This window comes from Brumimicrobium aurantiacum (assembly GCF_003402975.1).
Classification (GTDB): domain Bacteria; phylum Bacteroidota; class Bacteroidia; order Flavobacteriales_D; family Crocinitomicaceae; genus Brumimicrobium; species Brumimicrobium aurantiacum.
In genome coordinates this window covers 169,590-191,754 of record NZ_QURB01000007.1, presented here as the reverse complement: position 1 = coordinate 191,754, position 22,165 = coordinate 169,590, and the positions used below count along the sequence as shown (strand labels likewise).

At 32.6% G+C, this 22,165-nt stretch carries 23 protein-coding genes; 7 read left to right on the top strand and 16 right to left on the bottom strand.

What is annotated here, in order from left to right; genetic code table 11:
• Positions 1 to 46 precede the first annotated feature (46 nt).
• Genes DXU93_RS11860 through DXU93_RS11850 form a run of 3 tightly spaced genes read left to right on the top strand, consistent with a single transcriptional unit; the run spans position 47 to position 2,343 of the window.
• The gene (locus tag DXU93_RS11860; protein WP_205679265.1) at positions 47 to 1,054 is read left to right on the top strand and encodes an amidohydrolase family protein; all 1,008 of its coding nucleotides are present in this window, start codon (positions 47 to 49) and stop codon (positions 1,052 to 1,054) included.
• Positions 1,055 to 1,810, top strand: coding sequence for an META domain-containing protein (locus tag DXU93_RS11855; protein WP_116881509.1), 756 nt, complete (start codon positions 1,055 to 1,057; stop codon positions 1,808 to 1,810).
• Positions 1,810 to 2,343 carry a hypothetical protein gene (locus tag DXU93_RS11850; RefSeq protein WP_116881508.1) on the top strand — a complete coding sequence of 178 codons (534 nt, stop codon included), beginning with the start codon at positions 1,810 to 1,812 and terminating at the stop codon, positions 2,341 to 2,343. Before DXU93_RS11855 ends, DXU93_RS11850 begins: the two co-directional genes overlap by 1 nt.
• Positions 2,344 to 2,709: 366 nt before the next feature.
• Here DXU93_RS11850 and DXU93_RS11845 read toward each other — a convergent pair whose 3' ends face one another.
• From DXU93_RS11845 to DXU93_RS11830, 4 genes are read right to left on the bottom strand one after another with little or no spacing between them, the layout of a single operon-like run.
• Positions 2,710 to 3,387: a KdsC family phosphatase gene (locus DXU93_RS11845; RefSeq protein ID WP_116881507.1), complete on the bottom strand. Its 678-nt coding sequence runs from the start codon at positions 3,385 to 3,387 to the stop codon at positions 2,710 to 2,712.
• Complete coding sequence (gene aroF, locus DXU93_RS11840; protein WP_116881506.1) at positions 3,387 to 4,385, bottom strand: 3-deoxy-7-phosphoheptulonate synthase; 999 nt, start codon at positions 4,383 to 4,385, stop codon at positions 3,387 to 3,389. The genes DXU93_RS11845 and aroF overlap by 1 nt, the downstream gene beginning before the upstream one ends.
• On the bottom strand, positions 4,382 to 5,383 hold the full coding sequence (locus tag DXU93_RS11835) for a CBS domain-containing protein (protein WP_116881505.1): 1,002 nt from the start codon (positions 5,381 to 5,383) through the stop codon (positions 4,382 to 4,384). Before DXU93_RS11835 ends, aroF begins: the two co-directional genes overlap by 4 nt.
• 1 nt (position 5,384) lies before the next feature.
• Positions 5,385 to 5,768, bottom strand: coding sequence for a hypothetical protein (locus tag DXU93_RS11830; protein WP_116881504.1), 384 nt, complete (start codon positions 5,766 to 5,768; stop codon positions 5,385 to 5,387).
• Positions 5,769 to 5,925: 157 nt separating this feature from the next.
• Between DXU93_RS11830 and DXU93_RS11825 the strand changes: the two genes are divergently transcribed.
• Together DXU93_RS11825 and DXU93_RS11820 are read left to right on the top strand one after the other, a co-directional pair.
• On the top strand, positions 5,926 to 6,759 hold the full coding sequence (locus DXU93_RS11825) for an alpha/beta hydrolase family protein (protein ID WP_116881503.1): 834 nt from the start codon (positions 5,926 to 5,928) through the stop codon (positions 6,757 to 6,759).
• A gap of 11 nt (positions 6,760 to 6,770) precedes the next feature.
• The gene (locus DXU93_RS11820; protein WP_116881502.1) at positions 6,771 to 6,986 is read left to right on the top strand and encodes a hypothetical protein; all 216 of its coding nucleotides are present in this window, start codon (positions 6,771 to 6,773) and stop codon (positions 6,984 to 6,986) included.
• A 23-nt stretch (positions 6,987 to 7,009) separates the two neighbouring features.
• Here DXU93_RS11820 and DXU93_RS11815 read toward each other — a convergent pair whose 3' ends face one another.
• The 4 genes from DXU93_RS11815 to DXU93_RS11800 are packed head-to-tail and all read right to left on the bottom strand — an operon-like array spanning position 7,010 to position 11,465.
• Positions 7,010 to 9,340 carry a choice-of-anchor B family protein gene (locus DXU93_RS11815; protein WP_116881501.1) on the bottom strand — a complete coding sequence of 777 codons (2,331 nt, stop codon included), beginning with the start codon at positions 9,338 to 9,340 and terminating at the stop codon, positions 7,010 to 7,012.
• A gap of 9 nt (positions 9,341 to 9,349) precedes the next feature.
• Positions 9,350 to 10,114 carry a hypothetical protein gene (locus tag DXU93_RS11810; RefSeq protein ID WP_116881500.1) on the bottom strand — a complete coding sequence of 255 codons (765 nt, stop codon included), beginning with the start codon at positions 10,112 to 10,114 and terminating at the stop codon, positions 9,350 to 9,352.
• A 2-nt stretch (positions 10,115 to 10,116) separates the two neighbouring features.
• The gene (locus DXU93_RS11805) at positions 10,117 to 10,821 is read right to left on the bottom strand and encodes a hypothetical protein (RefSeq protein WP_116881499.1); all 705 of its coding nucleotides are present in this window, start codon (positions 10,819 to 10,821) and stop codon (positions 10,117 to 10,119) included.
• Positions 10,821 to 11,465: a protein-L-isoaspartate(D-aspartate) O-methyltransferase gene (locus tag DXU93_RS11800; RefSeq protein ID WP_116881498.1), complete on the bottom strand. Its 645-nt coding sequence runs from the start codon at positions 11,463 to 11,465 to the stop codon at positions 10,821 to 10,823. The genes DXU93_RS11805 and DXU93_RS11800 overlap by 1 nt, the downstream gene beginning before the upstream one ends.
• A 161-nt stretch (positions 11,466 to 11,626) precedes the next feature.
• Here DXU93_RS11800 and DXU93_RS11795 point away from each other — a divergent pair, with 161 nt between their 5' ends.
• Positions 11,627 to 13,111: a hypothetical protein gene (locus DXU93_RS11795; protein ID WP_123776125.1), complete on the top strand. Its 1,485-nt coding sequence runs from the start codon at positions 11,627 to 11,629 to the stop codon at positions 13,109 to 13,111.
• Here the strand turns inward: DXU93_RS11795 and DXU93_RS11790 are convergent.
• From DXU93_RS11790 to DXU93_RS11770, 5 genes are all read right to left on the bottom strand, one after another.
• The gene (locus DXU93_RS11790; RefSeq protein WP_116881496.1) at positions 13,095 to 14,537 is read right to left on the bottom strand and encodes a hybrid sensor histidine kinase/response regulator; all 1,443 of its coding nucleotides are present in this window, start codon (positions 14,535 to 14,537) and stop codon (positions 13,095 to 13,097) included. The two genes, DXU93_RS11795 and DXU93_RS11790, sit on opposite strands and share 17 nt — an antisense overlap.
• Positions 14,538 to 14,541: 4 nt before the next feature.
• Positions 14,542 to 15,945 (bottom strand): sensor histidine kinase, encoded by a 1,404-nt coding sequence (locus DXU93_RS11785; RefSeq protein ID WP_116881495.1) that lies wholly within the window; start codon positions 15,943 to 15,945, stop codon positions 14,542 to 14,544.
• The gene (locus DXU93_RS11780; protein ID WP_116881494.1) at positions 15,942 to 17,378 is read right to left on the bottom strand and encodes a sigma-54-dependent transcriptional regulator; all 1,437 of its coding nucleotides are present in this window, start codon (positions 17,376 to 17,378) and stop codon (positions 15,942 to 15,944) included. Before DXU93_RS11780 ends, DXU93_RS11785 begins: the two co-directional genes overlap by 4 nt.
• The gene (locus tag DXU93_RS11775; RefSeq protein WP_116881493.1) at positions 17,379 to 17,750 is read right to left on the bottom strand and encodes a response regulator; all 372 of its coding nucleotides are present in this window, start codon (positions 17,748 to 17,750) and stop codon (positions 17,379 to 17,381) included.
• A gap of 219 nt (positions 17,751 to 17,969) precedes the next feature.
• On the bottom strand, positions 17,970 to 18,782 hold the full coding sequence (locus DXU93_RS11770; RefSeq protein ID WP_116881492.1) for an XRE family transcriptional regulator: 813 nt from the start codon (positions 18,780 to 18,782) through the stop codon (positions 17,970 to 17,972).
• A gap of 302 nt (positions 18,783 to 19,084) precedes the next feature.
• On the opposite strand from DXU93_RS11770, the gene DXU93_RS11765 reads away from it, so the two are divergent.
• Positions 19,085 to 19,666, top strand: a complete 582-nt coding sequence (locus DXU93_RS11765) for a YqgE/AlgH family protein (RefSeq protein WP_165851396.1) — start codon at positions 19,085 to 19,087, stop codon at positions 19,664 to 19,666.
• 12 nt (positions 19,667 to 19,678) lie between these two features.
• Here the strand turns inward: DXU93_RS11765 and DXU93_RS11760 are convergent, their stop codons facing one another.
• From DXU93_RS11760 to DXU93_RS11750, 3 genes are read right to left on the bottom strand one after another with little or no spacing between them, the layout of a single operon-like run.
• On the bottom strand, positions 19,679 to 20,437 hold the full coding sequence (locus tag DXU93_RS11760; RefSeq protein WP_116881490.1) for a hypothetical protein: 759 nt from the start codon (positions 20,435 to 20,437) through the stop codon (positions 19,679 to 19,681).
• A gap of 1 nt (position 20,438) precedes the next feature.
• Positions 20,439 to 21,029 carry an RNA polymerase sigma factor gene (locus DXU93_RS11755; RefSeq protein WP_116881489.1) on the bottom strand — a complete coding sequence of 197 codons (591 nt, stop codon included), beginning with the start codon at positions 21,027 to 21,029 and terminating at the stop codon, positions 20,439 to 20,441.
• Between the two features lie 4 nt (positions 21,030 to 21,033).
• Positions 21,034 to 22,143 (bottom strand): hypothetical protein, encoded by a 1,110-nt coding sequence (locus DXU93_RS11750; protein ID WP_123776124.1) that lies wholly within the window; start codon positions 22,141 to 22,143, stop codon positions 21,034 to 21,036.
• Positions 22,144 to 22,165: the final 22 nt, after the last annotated feature.

Below are 22,165 nucleotides of genomic sequence, written 5' to 3'. Positions count from 1 at the left end.
AGAACAAAGTATTAACCAACGTAAGAATAAAAAACAAAATAGAACTATGCTAAAAATCGATATGCACACCCACATTATTCCTAAAACCTTACCAGACTGGACTAAGAAATTTGGTTATGGTGATTTTATTTTTTTAAAGGAAAGGGATGATGGAAAAGCAGATATGATTCAAGGAGGTAAGTTCTTTAGAACCATTAAAGAAAATTGTTGGGAGGAAGACTTGAGAATTAAAGAATATAAAGATTTCAATACTTCAGTTCAAGTAGTATGTACCATTCCTGTATTATTTTCGTATTGGGCAAAGCCTAAAGATGGATTAGAGGTAAGTCAATTTTTAAACGATCATATCATTGATTTAGTTGATAGATATCCCAAATATTACATTGGATTAGGAACTATTCCTATGCAAGATACGGATTTAGCCATTCAGGAGTTAGAGAGAATTGCAAAATTAGGTATGAAAGGAATTCAAATTGGTTCTAATATCAACGGATTAAATCTAAGTGAAGAAAGATTTTTCCCGATTTTTGAGGCATGTGAGCGATTAGGATTGGCAGTAATGATTCACCCATGGGATATGATGGGATTTGATGAAATGCGAAAATATTGGTTACCGTGGTTGGTAGGTATGCCAGCAGAAACTTCAAGAGCTGCATGTTCATTAATTTTTAGTGGTACACTTGAAAAACTTCCTGACCTTAGGGTTTGCTTCTCTCATGCAGGTGGATCATTTTTATCCACAATAGGAAGGGTTGAACACGGTTTCAATTCTCGACCAGATTTGGTAGCTATAGATAATCAAGTAAATCCAAGAGAATATATTGGTAAGTTTTGGATAGATTGTATCACACATGATATAGATATGTTAAAATATCTTATCAAAATGCAAGGAAGTGAAAAAATTTGTTTAGGTTCAGATTACCCGTTTCCACTAGGAGATTTAGAAATAGGTAAATTTATTGAAGATAGTGATTTATCAAAACAAGTAAAAGAAGATATTTTTGCTAACTCAACTGCTGATTGGCTAAAAATCGATAAAAACAATTACATATAAATGAAAATGAAAAAATTAACATACGCACTTTTCGCATGTGTCTTAATGACGCTTAGCTCATGTGGCAACACAAAGGAGACTGAAGTTATAAAAGCAGATCATCAAAATATTAGTAGTGTAGATTTCTATGCAGAGAACAGTGATGAAAACTGGAAACTCTCTGTAACGTTTGATGGAAAAATAGTTTTCACAGATACACAAAACAAGATAAGTTTTGTGGCAGATAGTAATACCCGTCAAATTGCTCAAGGAGCTGATATCGTGAATATTTTTGCACAAAACGCTACACAAATTTTTCGTGCGAGCATAGATATAGCGGACTGTGAAAAAAATGGAAAACGCGTAAACATCATGTTAAGAAAATCAGACCAAAAAGAAGGTTATGATTATTCTGGATGCGGATTTTATAGAGGAAAGCCACAACTGCACGATATATGGGCATTAGAGCAATTGAATGGTGAAAAGGTGACAACAGATCATTTTCCGAAAGAAAGACCTCACTTCGAATTCAATTTGTCAACTAATAAAATGAGTGGTTTTGCTGGCTGTAATCAAGTTAATGGAAGTTTAGCTTTTGAATACAATAGAATGATTATTGAGCCATTAGCATCAACACGTATGTTTTGTGGAGAGGCCACTGAACTCGAAAATACAATTTTAGAAATTTTCAAAAGTAAACCTATCTATTCTCATGAAGGGTTATATTTAACAATTGAATCACCTAAAGGAAGTATTAAACTTAAAAAAATAGATTAATGAAAGAAGACAATAAAAATCAAGCTAGCATAAATGCCGAAAAGAAGAAACCATTCTGGAAGAAACACTTCCTTAGCCTATTCTTACTTTTATTACTAATTGTCAGTGTAGCATGGGGATACTTTCAAAATCGCGCAACAGTTTCTAAATACGAGAAGGACATTACTGAAATCAATGTAAGTCATGAAAAACAACTAAAAAGCCTTGAAGCAAAACATCTACAACAACTTGTGAGTACACTGGCTTTAGCGGTTAGAAGTGAAATGATTAATGAAAATATGAATCAAGTAAATCAATATTTCATTCAGTCACTGAAAAATGTTGATGTTTCTCGATTAATTTTAGTAGATCACACCACTGGAAAGGCTATTTTAAGTACCAACAAAAAAGATGAAGAGGCAGTTTTTAGTAAGACTGAATTAGTAAATGCTAAGAATCCAATGACAAAAGTATATGATAATTCAACTTATGCGGCAACACCTATTATGGGGTTAAATGCTCAATTAGGAGTTTTGATTATGCAAGTTAATTAGGTTAATCTATAACAGACATACTAAAAAGCATCCTTTTATTAAGGATGCTTTTTTTATATGCTCATTTCTCATTTACTTCCCATTTAACACCTTTAAATAGACAAATTGTACACAAGGTATCTTCTCTAAAAATATGGAATCATTCTTGCTTATTATTGTATAAAAAGAAGATATGAAACTACACGAAACAAGGATACCCAAATGGAGAAGGAAAAAAGACCGATTACTTGATCAAGGATTTGATTTTGCGTTTAAAGCCTTAGGAAAAAACGGAGAATTTATTAATATAAGCACAAATCCTCCCTCTAAGCCCCTTTTAAAATCTAAAAAATGTGTAGGTTAAACTGTAATGGCCTACACAATTCCTTATTTACTTAATAAAGGTTCATCCAATAAATAGTGATCTATAAATTCACGAACACAACCTCTTCCGCCATCTTTAGATAAAACCAAATCAACATATTCCTTTACTGCAGGAACTGCGTCAGCTGGTGCAGCTGAAAATCCAACACTTTTCATTACAGGGAGATCATTAATATCGTCACCAATGATACCAACTTCAGAAAGCTGAATGTTTAATTTTTGACACCAAGCATTAAGGATGTCTAGTTTGGGATCTCGTCCAACATACAAATGTTCAATCATCAATAGCTCTGCCCTAGCCTTAACCATTTCTAATTTAAAACCTGAGGAAATAATTCCTACATCAACCCCTGACTTTTTTAAAGCCATAATTGCCATACCATCCTTGGCGTTATATTTTTTGATTTGATCGCCGTTTTCTGAGAAGAACATTCCAGCATCAGTCATCACACCATCAACGTCTAAAATTAAAAGCTTTATTTGCTTCGCTTTTGCTTTATCAACTGTTAAGTTATATGAAAGTAAATTAGTTAAGTTTATTCCTTCACGATGACAAAAAAGCTCCACTGTTCCCAAAGTTAAATCTTCCACTTTGGCCACATCATTTTCTTTTAAGAAATCACTTAAGGAAGAGTTTCTTTTTTGTAATTCAGCTTCTAAATTTGATTTCAATAATTTCATTATACAATTTTATAACCTACACTATTTGCAACTGGTTCTATTGCTGATTTTAAAGCCTTAAATTGATCATGTGACAATTGTTGAGCGGCATCAGATTTCGCTACAGAAGGATCTGGATGAGCTTCTATCAATAACCCGTCAATCCCCATTGCAACACATGCTTTGGCTAATTTTTCAATTCCATAGCGGTAACCTAAAGCATGACTTGGATCAAGTATAATAGGCAAATTTGTATGCTCTTGTAGGTAAGCTACACCACATAAATCAAGTGTAAATCTTGTTTTCGTTTCAAAAGTACGAATACCTCTTTCACATAAAATTACTTGATCATTTCCACCTGAGAGAATAAATTCAGCAGCTTGAACAAACTCTTGAAGTGTAGTTCCAAATCCACGTTTTAAAAGTACAGGCTTTTTGATTTTTGCACAAGCACGTAAAATCCCTTGATCATACATTGCCTTAGCACCAATCTGAATAATATCACTATGTTCAATAACATCTTGCACATGCGTTGCATCGCGAACCTCAGTAATCACACTTAAACCATGTTCTTCACGCATTTTGGCTAACAATTTCAAACCTTCTAATCCTAAGCCTTGAAAACTATATGGCGAGGTTCTAGGTTTATAACAACCACCACGTAATGTGGTTAAGCCTAAAGATTTAATTAAACCAGCACTTTCTTGAATCTGTTCTAGAGATTCAACAGAACATGGTCCACCGATTAAAATGGTATTATTTGTATCACCTCCAATTGTTAAGTCACCAATCTTAATTTCTCTTGTTTTCGCTTGAAACTCGCGAGAAGCCAATTGCATATCGTTTTGGAACACCCAGTTTTGATCTACCTTACTTTTTAATTCTTCCGGCACTTCTTTTAAAGAAGATGAAGTAATTAAATGTTCACTTCCTTGATATGAAATGTGAAAAGCTTTAATTTCTTCAGCTATTTTTGCTGCTTCTGCTTGACTAATTGATGTATTTAATTTTAATATCATATTTCTCCTTTTATTAAATTGATAAAACTAACGATTCCTTCAGCTTTATTGTTTTTATTGATCACAGGTAGGTACATTACTGGAAAACTTTGAGCCCTAACTAAAATGAGCATTTCGTCCACATTTGCTTCTGCATCAATTGTAATTGGGTTATTATTAATCATTTCCTTGACCTCAAGTCCGGGAATATCTTGAAAATTATTGATTAAAGCCTTTCTGACATCAGCATTGGAAATTATTCCTTCAAAACTACCGTTCTTCACTATCAAGGTAAATCCTTGCTTCCCTTTTTCTATGGCTTCCAAAACTTGTTTAAAAGTCATTTCATCAATATCTACAACAGGACATTCTTCTATAGGAATCATAAAATCCTTTACCTTAAAACGAGATTCTATCGCTCTTTTTGTAAGATCCATTAGCGCGTGACCGACACTTGCACCTTTAAACAAAAAGCTTCCAGAAACTGACGAATGAACTCCCATATTTCTCAATATAAAAGAAACCTCTCCATTTACTCCACCATCAACATGAACGTTTTTATCTGGATATTTCTTTTTAAAAGTTCTGATTTTTCTAAAGTTCTCTGGATCAAAAACACCTCCACTTTGACCTGGAATTGTAGCCATAAACAATACAAAATCAAACGATTCATATTCATCGAAAGCAGAAACTGGCGTTGGAGTAATCAGCGCCAAACCTTTTTCTCCTTTGATATCTGAAGGAATCTCTAATTTCTTTGGTAATTGTTCGTATTGAAAAGTTACATACTCTACTGGATGTTCTCGGAGTAGATCAAAATACTTCTCTGGATTTTCAGTAATGATATGTAGATCAATCGGCATATCGCACCAAGTTCTTATCTTAGCTATATCATCAAAAACAGCTACATCGTCATTACAATCTACATGAAGCAAATCAACTTGGTGAGCTTCAAGATCTAGTATAGTATCTCGAAGACTTCTATTTTTATCAGAATATATTGAGCCTGAAATTTTCATTTTATTGTCTTTTAATTATTGGTCGAAAGGTGTTGTCAGTGATCATAATTTCTACATCTTCATCAAACACTTCCTTTTTTAAATCTCTTTCAAGATTTTGCAACATTGCTTCCTCTTCTATGGTGAAGGGATCAGCATGGTAAATTTCGCGTTCGATTAACTTGATGACTATTATACCATCAATTCTTTCGAGTTGAATTACTTGTTTTTGCTCTCCTACTAAGTCATTATTTTTCCAATACCTTGAAAATTTAATTGCGTTGTTTTTACCAACGTCTTCAAGAAAATAAACACTTAGGTTTCCATTATCCACTCTATCTCCCATCGAAATTCCACAGGCTTGAATAAAGAAAGAGAGTATTAATACAACAATCCAATTTTTCATGATGTTCAAAAATATAAAGATAATCGAAAAGGAAGGAGAATTATTCATTGAAAACAATAAAACAAAGGTTAAAGAAACGAAACAGATCTATTCTCGAATTGAAATAATAAGAAGAATTGATAAAATCTCTTAGATTTACAAAAAAAACAGATCGAAGATGAAGCTTACAAATATGAAATATATTGGTGCAAAAGGTCGTGAATCACAAATTGATTTTGAATCACCAGAAGGATTCGAATATTTCGATATTGTTGTTTTCATTCATGGTTACAAAGGTTTTAAAGACTGGGGAGCGTGGAATCTAGTTCAAGATTTTTTCGTTTCCAATGGAATCGGCTTTTGTAAATTCAATATGAGTCACAACGGAGGAACTGCTGAAGAGGGTATTGATTTTCCCGATCTAGAGGCATTTGCTCAAAATAGATACACCTATGAAGTTGAAGATGTAAAACATGTTTTAGACTGGCTAGAGAAAAAAGTGGATTTAAGTAACAAAAAGGTTCATTTAATCGGACATAGTCGTGGTGGCGGAATTTCTATCTTATCAAGTGATGATGAAAGAGTAACTTCTGTAACAACTTGGGGGAGTATTTCGAATATTGCTAGTCGATTCCCAGAAGGGGAAATTTTACAGAAATGGAAAGAAAAAGGTTTTTATACTGTAAAAAATGGACGTACAAAGCAAGATATGCCTCATAACTATTCGCTTTATGAAGACTATATTGAAAATAAAGAAACTTTAGATATCGAAAAGAAAGCACGTAATATCAAAGTACCTACTTTACATCTTCATGGTGATATTGATGACTCAGTGTCTTTAACAGAATCTGAAGCTTTGAGCTTATGGACAGAAGGAAAATTAATTGTGATCAAAAATGCCAATCATACATTTTGTACACATCACCCTTTCGAAGAAGAGGAATTGCCAAACAAACTTCATGAAGCATGTGTCTTAAGCCTACAATTTATTGAATGTCAAAAATCTAAATAACAACTATCTCCATGCTTGAAAATTTACGTAGAAAAGTGAGTCAGCTTTCAATTGGTGCAAAGTTTATTGTTCGCATTCTTTATCCAATTATGATATATCTGATTTTTTATATCATTCTTCATGCGAATGTAGGTGTCGAATTACAAACTGTGCAACTAATTTTCATTTTGTTGTGGTTAGTAATCGAATGGCAAATCTTTTTCAAGAAACCAAATAACTCTCAATAAAGCATCTTTTGAATTCAATGTAATTATTTGATGATTGTGAAAACCTCTTCATTGATATGTAAAAAATAACTTCCTTTTGGAAGCTTCGCTCCATTGATATACATTTTTCCTCCGTCGTAACTTGATGAAAATGGCAATGCTTTACCATCCAGTGAATATAATTTTACCTGTGTTGTCTCCTCCTCTACTCCTTCTATTATAAATACATTTTCGAAAGGATTTGGATATATTCTGATATTTGATTCTTCTTGATTTAAATATTCAGTATACAAAGGACTTTCATTGGTAATATAGAAATTATCAAAACCAGCATTGGTGATATTATTTGTCGCATCATAATTTGATGTTTGAATAAAGATTTGCATTGTTGAAGTTGGGGTAATATGATCAGAAACTCTGAATGACTTTGGTGTCCAAACTCCCAGCTCAGAAAAAACTGAACCTTGCTTATCTATTTCAACAATTTCAGTTCCGTTTGAGATGGCTACTCTCAACGTATCGTTAAATATTTCATACCCGTGATAACAAAAGAACCATCTTTCATAATTCAAAAAAGGATCTGAATAGGATGTCAGGTCGAAAACAGGGGAAATCAAAGTTACTTCACCTTCGTAAACTACATTTTCCAATTCATTTCCTGTAACATAACTAGATTCTCCACAATCATTTGGACTATCACCATCTGGAGAAGTTTGAAAACCGGGTTCTATATTATTAAAAGGAACTGCTCGTTCCCAATCTCCCATTTGAGCTGTTGAGGTAGTTGACCATTCAAAATCAAAAGTGAAATCGTCCATATAACCTTCTTTCAAGGTCAATGTCAAACTGTTGTTGGTTTCACTAAAGACAGCCTCCCTACACTCTGTAATTTTACCCCATTGACCAACAGCTACAAAAAATGTATCTTCATAGCTTACATTTTGGTTAACTTCACCCAATCCATTTGTAAGCATTTCAAAAACAACACCTTCATGTTTTATTTTTACATTTGCACCTAAAACTGGATTATTCAACTCGTCCACAACATTTATCGTAATATTATATTGTGGTAAAGGAACCAACTGAACGTCTTGTTGTACACTTACTCCAGAAGTTAGATTTAAGCTGATTTCTTGAGGAACATAGCCATACTTTTCATAACGCACAGTATAACTTCCAGCAATACCAATTCCTGTTTTATAGCTACCATCAATTTTGGAGAATTCATTTTGAACATCTCCTAAAATCGTCACTTCTGCTCCTTGAATTGGATTTCCGGTATTGGCATCAGTAATTGTTCCATTTACCTTTGAGGCATAATCAAAGTTAGGCCCTAAAATAAAAAGACCATTGTCGATATCTGTGGCGATAATCGTCCCGGAATTAAAAAAAGGAAAAGCTCCCCAATTTCCAATCGTATTATCAGCAGTACCTGGATAGGTGTCATATCGTCCAACTTCCACCATGTTTTCAGGATCTGAAATATCATGAATTACAATTCCATCAGCATAATAAGAAGTATAGAGGAAATCTCCATTAACATGTGCATTATGAGGAACAACTTCACTACCTGGACTTGATTGAATTCTGTCTACTTCAACAATATTACTAGGATCTGAAACATCATAAGCTGCAAGGAAAGCGCGGCTTACTTCATCTGTTGTAAAAACATATTTTCTATCCTCCGTAGGCCAGATATTATGGGCAAAACTTGAAGGCGTTACTTTACTTCCCAATACCACTGGATTCATTTTATCTGTCACATCAATGATAGTAAAGAAACCATCATTTACATGTGCTGCGTATAATGTATCCTCAACCACATAACCATCATGTATATACCAATCATCAAAACTTCCAACTTCAATTGGAGCCATAGGATTGGTAAAAACGTCTAAGATAATAGCACCACCATTTCCTCGATTTGCTCCAAAAATATAAGCATATCCATTTTCATCTATGTAAAGATTATGTGCTGAAGTCCAGTAACTGGTACTACTATAATAATTTGTTACATCAACAATAGGATTATTGGGCAATGGACTCATATCAATAATTAAAAGCCCATCATTCTCTTCTGTTGTAACATACGCGTAATCACCGTAAGTTTTGATATCACGCCATACACTTGTGGATCCTTGGTGCCAATATACTTCAACAGGATTTGCTGGATCACTAATATCTACAATCCCCACACCTTTTCTTGCACCAACTAAAGCATATTCATTTCCATTTTCATCGGTATAACCCCAAACATCATTCAATTTGGTTGAGTGTAGGGCATCATAATCGACATGTGAAAGTGAGTCTAAATTATAATCTTGTGCAAAAACATTAAAAGTAATGAAGAGAAAGAGTAGTGATAATATTTTCATGATGTGAATTTAGTTCATTTTTTTTAACTCACTAAATTTTTCGAATTGTAAAGCTATCTCCTTTTTTTGAAGTGTATCAAAGGCTGATTTACCAGTATTTTTCTTCGGCGTGGGATAAACAACTTTAACTTGATAATCGGGTAAAGCATTAGCAATCAACTCTAATTCATAAAGCTTTCTATTTAAGCTTGTTTCACTTAAATCAAAGTCAATTCCTTTTATGACTTCTTTCTTAGATAAATTCACCAAGTCAATTTTTATATTGAGTGGTGAGGAATCTATCAAATTAGAAATCGCAATATCTCTCTCCCAGTCTAAAAACTTAGTAGAATTGTAGAATGCTTTCCATTTTAAATGAAAAACCTTTTTCTTTTTGGATTTACTTTTGATATTCTCCCCGAAAAATGCGTTTGATAGATTTTTAAAAAACTTTTCATCTAGCCATTCATTAATTGTTGTGGGTTGACTATACACCATGGCTCCTTTGGTTTTCTTAGCAAGAGACTCCATTTGTTCCACAGAAAATATAGGATCAAAAAGTAAAATCCCCCCTTCTTCATTACGGTGTTTATTTACCTTTTCAAGCAAAAATTTAAGGTGTCGACGAACAGACAAAAATGTATTGGGATGTAAAGTTTTCTTAAGCAAGTCAAGTCTTGCATCAGAAACAAACATAAATGGACCTTCTCCTCCACCAGCTAAAATTCCAATACTCACTAATTCATCCGTTAATGGATTGGTTTTATAATAGATAATTGAATAAAATGATTCCATAGTTACAGTTTCAATAGATAATTTTCGACTTCTGCAAATGCAAAAGTTTTAAAATCAGGTTCAAAGCATTTCTTCAGTTCATTCCAATATTTATTTCTTATAGAAGGATATAAACTTACTTGATATTTTAAGTCTTTATAAAGATTATCATGATGTAAAACAGAGAAATCATCAAGGATTTGTGGTAAATCATCACGAAGATAGGCAAATAGGCTTTTAAATTCAAATTGCGTAATACCCAACTGATTCAAATCAATTGTCTTGAAATAAATTCCTTCTTTATTGGTCAATATTGGATAAGCATCCACTACAAATCTATCTTTTTTACCAGGCAATAGCAGTTTTTTTGTTTCACCAAAAACAGGAAAAAACAGATTAACTAAATACATCACAAACAATTTATCGGGATTCAATAAATGATTGAATTTTCGTTTTGAGGTCCATAAGCAATCGATCCAATTATCCACATTTACGATGCCTTCATGTTCTTTTGCTAACAAATAATTCACCTGATTCAATTTAAACTTTCCTGCTTCAAGAGTTTCAATTTTAAAGTGTTTATGTAATAAAGAATAAATTGTTTGGGCTAGAATAAAATCTGAGTTTAAGGGTTGTATAAAAGTAAACTTTTCAAATTCGGGCGTTAACAATACCGAAGGCTTAGCTGAAATGCTACTGGAAATAGTTAACGGTAATAACTCCCTCATTATTTAGCTGTTTTTTTCAACATTGGAACAAAACTAAAGTCTCCAAAAGTTTCTGTTTTCCATTCATCCTCACCTAGTTTAATCAGTCGTGTCATAATCTGCTTACCATCTCCACCAATTGGAATCACAAGCTTACCACCTACTTTCAATTGGTCTTTTAACTCTTGCGGAATAAATGGAGCTCCACAGGTTACCAAAATAGAATCGTACGGAGCATAAGAAACCTTGCCTTTATAACCATCACCATAAAATAGATTAGGCGAATACCCTAAATGAGTAATAATCGGTTTTGCTTTTATGAAAAGTTCTTTTTGACGTTCTATCGAGACCACTCGGGCACCGATGGCACATAAGATTGCCGTTTGAAAACCTGATCCTGTTCCAATTTCAAGTACACGATGACCACGTTCCAACCCAAGTAATGTCGTTTGGAAAGCAACAGTATAAGGATGACTAATGGTTTGTCCGGCACCAATTTGAAAAGCAATATTTGTATAGGCTTGATTCATAAAAGATGAATCCAAAAAAAAGTGTCTCGGCACTTTATCAAATGCATCAAGCACTTTTTGATTGTTAATCCCTTTTAACTGTAACTCTTCGATCAGCTGCCTGCGCATGCCTTTATGTCTATAACTGTCTATCATCGTAGCAAAAATAAAGAAACAATTAACATAAGTTTAAACCTATTCTAAAAGTTTTAATAAGATTGTAGAATTTCAAAAAAAGGATACTAAAATGAAGTCACAGAACACCAATAAAGGTGTGTTTACAAATATGTTTTCTATTTTTGGACAAAAATAGATTCTTGGGCATTATTCTAATAGCATTTTATACCCTACTTTTTTTATGGTTGACTTATTCAATCAACAAAAAGCATATTCTTGATTTGCCTGTATACACTTTACCTGGTTTATTTCTAGTCAAGATAGGATTCGCACTGTTTTTCTTATATGTCTACACCTATCATTATGGAGGAGGTGAATTAACCGCTGATGCGGGAATGTTCTTTAATGAAAGTAGAATTCTACACGATGTCTTTTACGCTTCACCAAAGGCATTTTTTCAATTCTTATTCGGATTAAATAATGACCCTGAGTTGATCAATAAATACCTAGAGGCGACAAGTCATTGGAATGGAGGTGATCGTTTTTTACCCAATGATTCTAGACATATTTTACGCATTAACGCATTACTCTATTTCATTTCAAATGGAGAGGTTTTTATTCATTTCCTCTTTTTTAGTTTTGCTTCTTTTATGGGTGGCGTTGATGTTTTTCAATGGCTTAAAAAGAAGTCTAATATTCCCCAATGGATATTACTTGTAGCATTAACACTAGCCCCAAGTTTAGCATTTTGGAGTAGCAGCATTATCAAAGAACCGCTTATGATTTTTGGATTATTTATCTTAATCAGAGCTTTGTTTGATAATCTCTCACCTTCTAGAAGGTTATGGAGAATCATCATAGGATTACTTTTAACAGTAAGCATAAAACCCTATGCATTGATTTGTCTGCTTGCAGCCTTAATTTATCACTTTATTTTCAGTAGGTTATTTAAAAATCTTTGGCTTTCATTATCTTTTTATTTGGCACTGGGAATTTCAATTTTAGCCGTAAGTGGATATGGTGACAAGATTGCATATATCATTGCAAATCAACAAGAAGATTTTATCAATTTACGTGATGGAGGTTTGTATTTGAATGGAGATGATAAACATTATTACTACATCTATCATTCCAATAGGGATCATTTTGAATTCAAGAATAATACTGCTACATTAATCGAGCCGGTTGGAGCATATTATATGAAGAAAAATGAAAATTTTGAACGCTTTCCGATGCAACTAAATGAAGTTGGTAAAACATATTCCATTTACCTTTCTCTTGCTAAAACGGGTAGTAAAGTTGATGTTACATTGATCAAAGATGATTATTGGCAAATGATTAAAAATATTCCTGAAGCCATTTACAACTCCTTCGTACAACCTATTCCTAATCGCAAAAGCACATGGTTGCAATATCCTGCATTTATTGAAAACATTCTTTTTATCATACTTTTTATAATGTCCTTTGTTATTTATCCAAGATCCTTAAATCAGAGCGATAAAAGAATTTTGATTACACTTTCACTTTTTGGGGCATTTGTGGCTATGATTGTGGGCTGGACAACACCAGTATCAGGAGCAATAGTTAGATATATCATTCCTGCTCACATTGCTATACTAATATTGCTTGCAATGAAATTAGACTACAAAAAATTAAAGCAAAAGTGGATTAAAGGGTCACTTTAAATTTCGTCCCGTGTCCTTCTGTAGAATTTACAACAACTTTTCCTTTATGCATGTTGATAATGTTCAATGTAGCAGTCATTCCTAAACCAAGACCATCTTTTCTTTTGGTAAAAAATGGATCAAATAAATTTGTTTGGGTTTCTTCATCCATACCTTTCCCATTATCTTTAATTAAAATCACTGGTCGGTTTCCTTCTTTAGTTAAGGTTATTAAAAGTTCTGGATTTTCTTTATCGGCCATTGCTTCAATAGCATTGATGATGATATTCACCAAGGCAATCTTAAGTTTTTCTGGATCCCAATAACCTTCAAAAACATCATCGCAATAATCAAGTGTCAATTGAACATTTAATAATTTCACCCTATCATCACAAAATTGAATTGCTGCATCCAACACCTTTCTCAATTCAGTATTGACCAATTCTAACTCAGGAGGACGCGCAGACTTGAGTAGATCATCAATCAAATCGGATATACGAATGGTATTTCGGTCTATCATCTGTTCCAAAAGCTTTTTATCAGATTTTTCATCTTCGTCAGAGGAAATTACAGACAATTCACTAACAGCCAATCGAATATTGGTCAATGGATTACGTACCTCATGCGCAATCATTCGTGCCATACGACCAGACATACTCATTTTCTCTACCTTTTTTAACTCTGCCTCTTGTTCCATCAACTTTGTTAAGTCACTAATGGCCACGTGATAAGCTTTATCTCCATCCGTTCCATAAGGGATGTGGGCAATTGATAAAACAACTACCACATCAACACCTTTATTGACTAAAGTTGTTTTAAAACCTTTCACAAAGCCATCCTTGTTCAATTGATTTTTTAAAGAATTGAAATCAAATTCGTATTTAAAAAGTTGACTAAAACAAGTATTTTGAAGTAATTGTGTTGGCGTATTAGCATCGTGGAAAACATCTAAAAAAGCTGCATTATATTCTGTAACACACATATTTGAATTAAGGACCAAAAAAGGTTCTAGACTTAATTCAAAAAGGCTTCTGTACTTTTTTTCTTGAGCTCTTATGTTCTTTTCCTGATTATATCTTTCCAAAGCATAACGCATGGCCCGCTCTAAAGTATCAACACGTACTTCTTTTTTGATTAAAAAATCAGAGGCTCCTTTTGACATTGCTTCTTCATCAACGGCATAGTTTGAAGAACCTGTCAATAAAATCATTGGTTTAAGAATACCACGTTCACGTATTCTTTCTATAATTTGAATACCTTCACCTTTACCTAGAAAATGATCAATTAAATAAATATGATGTTCATCTTTCAAAATTTCTTGTTCCGCAAGGTCAAAATCATTACACCAAAAAACATCATATTCTTCGGTTTTAATTTTAGACAAATAATGACTCATAATCACATAGTCATCTTCATCATCGTCGATAATCAATACTTTTAAACTCATAGCATCATGTTACGGGTAAATAAATTTCAAAAGTTGCTCCTTCTCCAATCTTTGAAATTACTGAAATTGAACCATTGTGATTTTCAGCTATCTTTTTACAGATCGACAAACCAATCCCTGTACCTTCATAAGCAGATCGTCCATGTAGTCGTTGAAAAACAGCAAATACCTTTTCTGAATATTGTTCTTCAAAACCAATACCGTTATCATTAACCGAAATCTTCCAATATTCTTTATTGTCATAAGCCTGAAGCTCTTCAATTCCAGTTTGACGAGCAATAACTCTTTCGCTGTCTATTTTTACAATCGGGTCTTGGTCGGCTTTCTTAAATTTAATTGCATTACTGATTAAATTCTGAAATAATTGACGCATTTGTACTTCGTCAGCTAAAATTTCATGTGGTAATCGATTAATTATGATTTCGGCATTATTTTCTTTTATACTAATTTCTAAATCACTTAAAACCGTTAAAACTTCTTTATTTAAGTCGATTTTCTTATTGATTTCATAATCTCTAGAAATTCGAGAATAGGAAAGTAGATCTTCTATCAAATCTTGCATTCTCGTTGATGCAGATTGCATACGATTAACATGTTGAACAATTGTTTCTCTGCTTATTTCTTCATTACTCAGTTCAATTTCGATTAAATCTCCAAAAGTTTTGATTTTTCGTAGTGGTTCATTTAAATCATGTGAAGCCACGTATGCGAAATTCTCAAGATTTTCGTTCATGGAACTCAATTCAAAATTAATTTGATTAATTTCTTTAAGGTAACGCTCACTTCTCATGATTTCTTTTCTCATTTTAAAGAAGCTAATGAATACGATCAAAATCATAATCGCACCAAAAATTGCCAGTAAAACCATCGCATTTCGATTTGCAATTTTAGCATCTCTTTGGTTACTTTCACGCATCTGTCCATTCACAGATCGAATCTTTTTCAAGGTGTTTAAGATTTGTAATGTTGTTTCATTACCGAAAGCCATATGTTCAATTTGATGATCAGAAGACATATTTTCTTCGCTCATTAAATATTCTAGCGTCTTAATACGTTGAATAATCAGCTTATTTAATTTTTCTGTTTCATGAAAAGGTAATTCTAATTTTAGACAGTGGTTGATCAGTTTATCAACATCTTTAAGAAGACCTTCTTTTTTATGCAAGTAAATCGCTTTACTTCTTTTCCCTTTTGTTAGAATAAAACTGTAAGCAGAAGTTTCTAATTGGGTAACTTGTTGAATCACTTTATTGGTTTTTTCTACAGTATAACCAAACATCTCAGCCTGCTTACCAGAACGAGACGAGCGATTCATCAAATAAAGAGAAGTAATAAAATATCCCGCGATTAAAAATAATGAGAGGAATAAAAAATAATTATAATAGCTATATCCTTTGTCTTTAATCATGTATCCAATAAATCATAGTTATTTAGCTTATTGTAAAGCGTTTTTCTATCTATACCAAGTATTTCAGCAGCTTGAGTCTTATTATTATTTGCTATCTCTAAAGCATTCAGTATGGCTTTAATTTCTGCATTTGCGGTAATATCCTTTAAAAGTAGGGACTCTTCTTGCCCTTCTTTAACACCTCTAAATGAGTTTTTGTTTTGCAAATTTTTCAAAGCTTTTAAAATATCAACTGGAAGATTTTGTTTTTCAATAATTGAACCTTCAGACATCAAAACAGCATACTTAATTACATTTTTAAGTTCTCGTAAATTTCCTGGCCAGTCATATAAAGAGAATAATTTAAGCACCTCTTCGTTTAGTGAGCTCACCTTCATTCCTAGTTCATCACTTGCTTTGTCAATGAAAAACTGAATATAATCGTTTAATGCTTCATGATTATTTCTCAATGGTGGCAATTCAATTTTAAATTCATTGATTCGATAATAAATATCTTCTCTAAAATCTCCTTTTTCCATAGCAACAGATAAATCTTCATTGGTTGCAACAATGATTCTTACATCAATTGATTTATCTTTTTCACTTCCTACTTTTCTGATCACTCTTTCTTGTAGAACGCGAAGTAACTTCACTTGATTTTCATATGACAAGTTTCCTATTTCATCTAAAAAAAGTGTTCCATTATGTGCCAACTCAAAACTTCCTTTTTTATCAGATGTTGCTCCAGTAAAGGCTCCTTTTACATGTCCAAACAATTCACTGGAAGCTAATTCCTGAGGCAATGCCCCACAATCAACGGGAATAAAAGCTTGTCCTTTCCTTTCACTTGCATCATGAATCATTCTTGCAGCAACCTCCTTACCTGTCCCACTTTCTCCAATTATAACTACTGTCATATTGGTTGGAGCAACTAAATTAATGAGCTGCTGTATTTTTTTTGAAGACTCACTGTTTGGAATGATATAAGTATCCGAACTTACCTGAGAAGGGTTCCTTTTATCGTTTTCTTGCTCAACTGGTTTCTGTTCAGAAAACGTGGATTCTTTTTCAAATTCCACATTAGTTGTTGAATCACTTAAAGCATCTTGAATTAGTAAAAGTATTTCTTCAGGGTAAATTGGTTTGGTCACATATTCATGCGCTCCTAGTCGAATTGCTTTAATCGCTTGGTTGACTTCAGAATATCCCGTAATAATGATTACTGGTATTTCTTCATTAATTGATTTAATGGCTTCAAGCATTTCGAAACCATTTTTATCTGGAAGTCTAAAATCAGTAAGTACAAGATCCACTTTGTTGTCCTTCAAAAGATCGATTCCTTCTTTTCCTTTGAAAGCTATTTCAACATCGTAATTATTGCGTTCAAAAAATCTTTTTAAAAGCATACAGATGTCAACATCATCATCAATGATTAGAATTTTCTTTTTCACCATTTAATCAGGATAATGCATTGTTTTTAAATGGTCAATCAGTTGATTTTGATCAAATGGTTTTGCCAATAATCCAACAGCTCCCATTTCAACAGCTTTTCTTTTTTCTTTACAATGATTAAAGGCTGTGATAATCAAAATTTTAACCTCTGGATTCACTTTTTTCAAAGCAGGAATAACATCAAATCCACTACCATCTTTTAGACAAAGATCGAGTAATACAAAATCTGGAACTGTATGAGGAAGAAGATTTTTAACAGCCTCTAAAGATTCCGCCTCAATAATTCCAAAATCAAAATTTCGATTCACAATTGAGTGGTAGAGCGCTCTGATGTCTTTTTCATCATCTACGATAAGTAAAACTGGTTGCTTCATTTTAATAATATTAATCCTATCTCTAGAACAATACAAGTTGAACTTAGTTCAAAATTAACATAATAAAGATGAAATTTTATATAATTCAATAATAGATTGTAGAAAGACAACTACATAATGACGATAATTAGCACAACAAATTAATAATCAATATTTTTAATGCTACAAACGAATGTTTTGTTTCTTTCAGACCCCCTAAAGATTAAACACAAAGAATAACTATTGATCAGTTTGCATGAACGATCTCATTTCATTGACTTGTTTTTGTATAGATTTTACAGATTTCAGCAAATCATCTTCTGAAATAGTAACTTCAGGTAGGTCATGGGAAATATAATTCACAAATTTCCAAATCTCTATCACCTCATTAATATCCAACAAATAAGGTTCGTATAATGGATTTGTAGAGGAAAGTTGGATCACATTTTCTTTACCAGGAATTTTATTTACGATTTTAAAAACAATTCCTTCTTCTTTAGTAATGATGATATATGGATGATTGTTTTTAAGTGATTCCCAGTTTTGTATATATTCTGCAACAACATATGAACCAGGAGAAACAGGTGGCATACTATCTCCTTGAATAGGAAAAGAACGGTATTTTTTGTCTTTCTTTAAAAATGGAAGTTGGAAAGTTGGCAAAACCTTTAGATAATCTGGATCAGAATAACCTAAGGTATACCCCGCACTGGCTTTTTGTGGAATCATTTCAATGACATCATCATTTTGCTCAGAGACCATTGAAGTCAAAACACGAAGTCTTCTACCTTTAACATCTGCATAAACTCCTTTCTGGATAGCTTCCCAGTCATTTTCCGTAAGTTTAGAAAAATCACGTTTCAATAAATCATCTAAAGGGATTCGATAGAACTTACTCATTTTCAATAAATTCTCTACACCAGGTTCAGCGACACCATTTTCATAACCTGAATAAGATGAACGGGTTAAATTTAACTTTCCGGCTACTTCCTCTTGGGAAAGCTTTCTATTTTTTCTGAGCAACTTTAAATTTGATGATAAATAGATCTCCATGGTGCTTATAATTGTTTAAATATTAATCAAATATACGAAAATTATTTAATCAACAAATAGAATATCCTGGCGTAAATCAATTTAAATTAATGATTCACTTCGCATATCGTATTTACGTAGTCCCTTTTGTCATTAAATATCTTTCTCAACTCACGTTTAGCAAAAATGTCATCAATAGATCTAAATTAAATTCTGTAAGTATTAATCTGAAAAAATTACTTTTATTCCATCTATATTTTTACTTTTATGTGCATGATGATTGTTTTCATCAGAGTTTATGCTTTAAAACTAATTATCAGAATATGGCAATCGATTTATCATTTAAAAACAATAGAAAACCACGAAAAGGTCGTGTATTAATCTCTGATCCTTTTTCAAAAGATGACTATTTCGGTCGTTCGGTTGTTTATTTATGTGATTACAATAGTCAAGGAACGTTTGGATTCGTGCTAACAAATTATTTAGATATCAACTTAGCAGATGTGGCTAAAAACTTTCCAGATATTGGCGCCAACATTAGTATCGGCGGTCCAGTTCAAACAGAAAACATCTTTTTTATTCATACCTTAGGAAATAGACTTCCAGGGAGTGTTGAAGTAGATGACGGAATTTTTATCGGCGGCGACTACGATTTATTAATTGAACAATTAAAAGACGGTTTAATTGACAATTCAAAAGTTAGATTCTTTTTAGGATACTCTGGCTGGGATGGTGGTCAACTTGAAGAAGAAATAAATCGCAATAACTGGATTGTTGCACCTGTACTCAATCCTTTAGAAATAATGGATACTTCAATATCGGATATTTGGCAGCGTTTTATGAAAAGGGAAGGAAAGAAATATGATATCTTATCACGTGCTCCATTAGATATTCACAATAATTAATCGTCGCTTAATTTAATATAAAGCGATTAACAAATCTAAAGTTTCAGAAGTCTCAACCTTTTTATTTGATTTTTGAATTTCTGCATGTTCTACACGTGTATCTCCTGACAAATTAGAGACCCTCCTTTCAGTTGAGATCGTAGTCTCATTTTGTGGTGAGAGCATATAATCCTCCAGGACATATTCCTCCTCAATGACTACATCTTCTTCCCCTAAATCTAGAGTGTTCTCTTCTATTACAGCAACAGGCGGTGGCGGAGAAACAACATCTTGAGTACTTTTAGGCACTTCTTTTAAATGTTGAACATTATTTTCTGTTGATACTCTATCAGACTCTGGAGTTGTATTTTCAAATTCAACTTTATTAATTTCTATGGAATTTCCTGTTGTGTTTATTGCATATTGAGGCGTTTTTTCCTTCCATAAAAAAGGAATTGTAAGGAATACCATCAAGGCAATTGCAGCTATTTGAAATGCAGGCTTTTGGTAAAATTGCCTATCTTGAGGAAAAAAGAAATACAATAATTGATTCCACTGAATATTTTTTTCAGCACTATGTTTTGTTTTAAATCTCTCATTTAACTTCTCCTTTACCCCAGGTGATAATTTAGCGTTTAATTCTTCATTAAAATTATAAACAGAACCAAATGTGATTTTTAAGGCTTCAAACTCCTCCTCATTCTTTGCATATTTTTTCACCAACATCTTCTCTTCTGAATTCAATTCAAAATAGCGTTTGTTGATGATAATATTTTTTATTAAATCTTCCATTTTAATCTTTGTTTACGGGATTATACATTTGTAGAACGCCTGCAATTTTTTTGGTAGCATAAAAGAGTCTTGATTTAACCGTTCCTTCATTAATGTTCATGACTTCAGCAACTTCCTTTACTGATAATCCATCAATATGTCTCATTACAAATACTTCACGGTGTTTTTCATCTAATTTTGACATTGCTTTTTCCAAATCACTACTAAAGTTTTTCTCATTGAGCTGATCCTCCAAAGGTTGATTATCAGAAGAGACTTGTATTTCTGGAGATAATCCATTAATTGTATTTGAACGCACTGCCATCTTCTTATACTCATTAATACACATATTATTGGCCACAGAATAAATCCATGTTTTAAAGCTTCTACTTGAATCAAAAAGCTCTGGTCTATCGATTAACTTTGCAAACAAATCATGCATAAAATCCTCCCCTTTCTCTTTGTCATGCTTCAATTTACGCGTAAAGAAATAAGCCAATTTAGCACCGTATCTTTGATAAATCATATCAAAAGCACGCTCATCACCTTTAGCCATGAGTCGAACTAACTGCTCATCACTTTGCTTATTATAATTTACACGAAATAATCCCATATTGTTATTTCATAATCTTTTTGATTTTACCCAAAGTGTTTGAAGCTCTACCTATTTGATAAATTAATAATTCAATTTCACGGACTGAGTTTTGGTCTTCAATTTCCATCATTTGGTTTCGAACTGAAAACAAATATGGCAAGTAATTTACCAAAATCTTCTGGTCTTTAGCTGTATCAATATGTGTCTGAATAGCCTGCTTCATTAATTGATGATAGATGTTCAAATTGTATTCTTCCTTAACTGATGATTCATAAGCGAATCCTAATCCTGCATTAGCAATCCCTTCTACTTTCATTAAGTAAGGTTTAGGCAGAGTTGAAGCCACAACAATATTGTGATTTTTATTTAACGCTAAAAATTGATCAAAAAAATGTGTGTCAATAATTTCTGTGTTGGGCATCTTCATTCCTTGTTTTTTGAGTTTTTTACGATAGTCTTCACTTTGTAGATGCTCTAAACTGATGATTTCCACATCTGATCGAATATTTTTTATTTTTTGTTGAATCAACAAGGGATAAGTATCTTGTTCTCCGTGACTTACTAAAACAGATTTTTTAGGTAGTGATAACAATGTATTTGTTGCAAAAGCAATTAAATCTGAAGAAAAATAACCCTGTTGATCTATTTTAATTAGGTGATTCGATAAATCTTTTTGATCGTCAATTATATAATAATAGGCAGATAACTCTTTTAAAACTGTAAAATCTAACGGTTTGATTTTAGCTGCTGTTTTAAGACTTTTGATCCTAGAAAAATCATAGTTTCCAACCTGATAATTTAGCAAATGATAATCGAATGATTTATGATCTAAGGATTTGATATATTTCAATTGCGCTTCAAACTGCTTTTGCTGCTTTGGAGTAGGTGTTTTACGTGTAGATGACAAAGCAAGATTATTCAATTCTGATTTCAAATAACGCACATTTAAGGTAAAAGCTTCATAATTTGAAACAACAGCATTTGTGGCTTCTACTGGCTCTCTTTCCAATACCTTTTTAGATTGTTTTTTCTCCAATTCAATTGAATTTGAATTTTGATTTCGAATGGGCGTATTGATTTGCGCCATTGAACTCAAAGATAAAAAGACAAAAAATATTAGTAATTTATACATAAGGATGCTTATTTTTATAACT

Excerpts from the sequence above, each read along its gene's own strand:
- DXU93_RS11855 (WP_116881509.1), top strand. The coding sequence starts at position 1,055 with ATGAAAATGAAAAAATTAACATACGCACTTTTCGCATGTGTCTTAATG.
- DXU93_RS11760 (WP_116881490.1), bottom strand. The coding sequence starts at position 20,437 with ATGGAAGATTTAATAAAAAATATTATCATCAACAAACGCTATTTTGAA.
- DXU93_RS11820 (WP_116881502.1), top strand. The coding sequence starts at position 6,771 with ATGCTTGAAAATTTACGTAGAAAAGTGAGTCAGCTTTCAATTGGTGCA.
- DXU93_RS11770 (WP_116881492.1), bottom strand. The coding sequence starts at position 18,782 with ATGGAGATCTATTTATCATCAAATTTAAAGTTGCTCAGAAAAAATAGA.
- DXU93_RS11790 (WP_116881496.1), bottom strand. The coding sequence starts at position 14,537 with ATGAGTTTAAAAGTATTGATTATCGACGATGATGAAGATGACTATGTG.
- DXU93_RS11780 (WP_116881494.1), bottom strand. The coding sequence starts at position 17,378 with ATGGTGAAAAAGAAAATTCTAATCATTGATGATGATGTTGACATCTGT.
- DXU93_RS11800 (WP_116881498.1), bottom strand. The coding sequence starts at position 11,465 with ATGATAGACAGTTATAGACATAAAGGCATGCGCAGGCAGCTGATCGAA.
- DXU93_RS11775 (WP_116881493.1), bottom strand. The coding sequence starts at position 17,750 with ATGAAGCAACCAGTTTTACTTATCGTAGATGATGAAAAAGACATCAGA.
- DXU93_RS11765 (WP_165851396.1), top strand. The coding sequence starts at position 19,085 with ATGGCAATCGATTTATCATTTAAAAACAATAGAAAACCACGAAAAGGT.
- aroF (WP_116881506.1), bottom strand. The coding sequence starts at position 4,385 with ATGATATTAAAATTAAATACATCAATTAGTCAAGCAGAAGCAGCAAAA.
- DXU93_RS11825 (WP_116881503.1), top strand. The coding sequence starts at position 5,926 with ATGAAGCTTACAAATATGAAATATATTGGTGCAAAAGGTCGTGAATCA.
- DXU93_RS11805 (WP_116881499.1), bottom strand. The coding sequence starts at position 10,821 with ATGAGGGAGTTATTACCGTTAACTATTTCCAGTAGCATTTCAGCTAAG.
- DXU93_RS11830 (WP_116881504.1), bottom strand. The coding sequence starts at position 5,768 with ATGAAAAATTGGATTGTTGTATTAATACTCTCTTTCTTTATTCAAGCC.
- DXU93_RS11815 (WP_116881501.1), bottom strand. The coding sequence starts at position 9,340 with ATGAAAATATTATCACTACTCTTTCTCTTCATTACTTTTAATGTTTTT.
- DXU93_RS11750 (WP_123776124.1), bottom strand. The coding sequence starts at position 22,143 with ATGTATAAATTACTAATATTTTTTGTCTTTTTATCTTTGAGTTCAATG.
- DXU93_RS11860 (WP_205679265.1), top strand. The coding sequence starts at position 47 with ATGCTAAAAATCGATATGCACACCCACATTATTCCTAAAACCTTACCA.
- DXU93_RS11810 (WP_116881500.1), bottom strand. The coding sequence starts at position 10,114 with ATGGAATCATTTTATTCAATTATCTATTATAAAACCAATCCATTAACG.
- DXU93_RS11785 (WP_116881495.1), bottom strand. The coding sequence starts at position 15,945 with ATGATTAAAGACAAAGGATATAGCTATTATAATTATTTTTTATTCCTC.
- DXU93_RS11755 (WP_116881489.1), bottom strand. The coding sequence starts at position 21,029 with ATGGGATTATTTCGTGTAAATTATAATAAGCAAAGTGATGAGCAGTTA.
- DXU93_RS11835 (WP_116881505.1), bottom strand. The coding sequence starts at position 5,383 with ATGAAAATTTCAGGCTCAATATATTCTGATAAAAATAGAAGTCTTCGA.
- DXU93_RS11850 (WP_116881508.1), top strand. The coding sequence starts at position 1,810 with ATGAAAGAAGACAATAAAAATCAAGCTAGCATAAATGCCGAAAAGAAG.
- DXU93_RS11845 (WP_116881507.1), bottom strand. The coding sequence starts at position 3,387 with ATGAAATTATTGAAATCAAATTTAGAAGCTGAATTACAAAAAAGAAAC.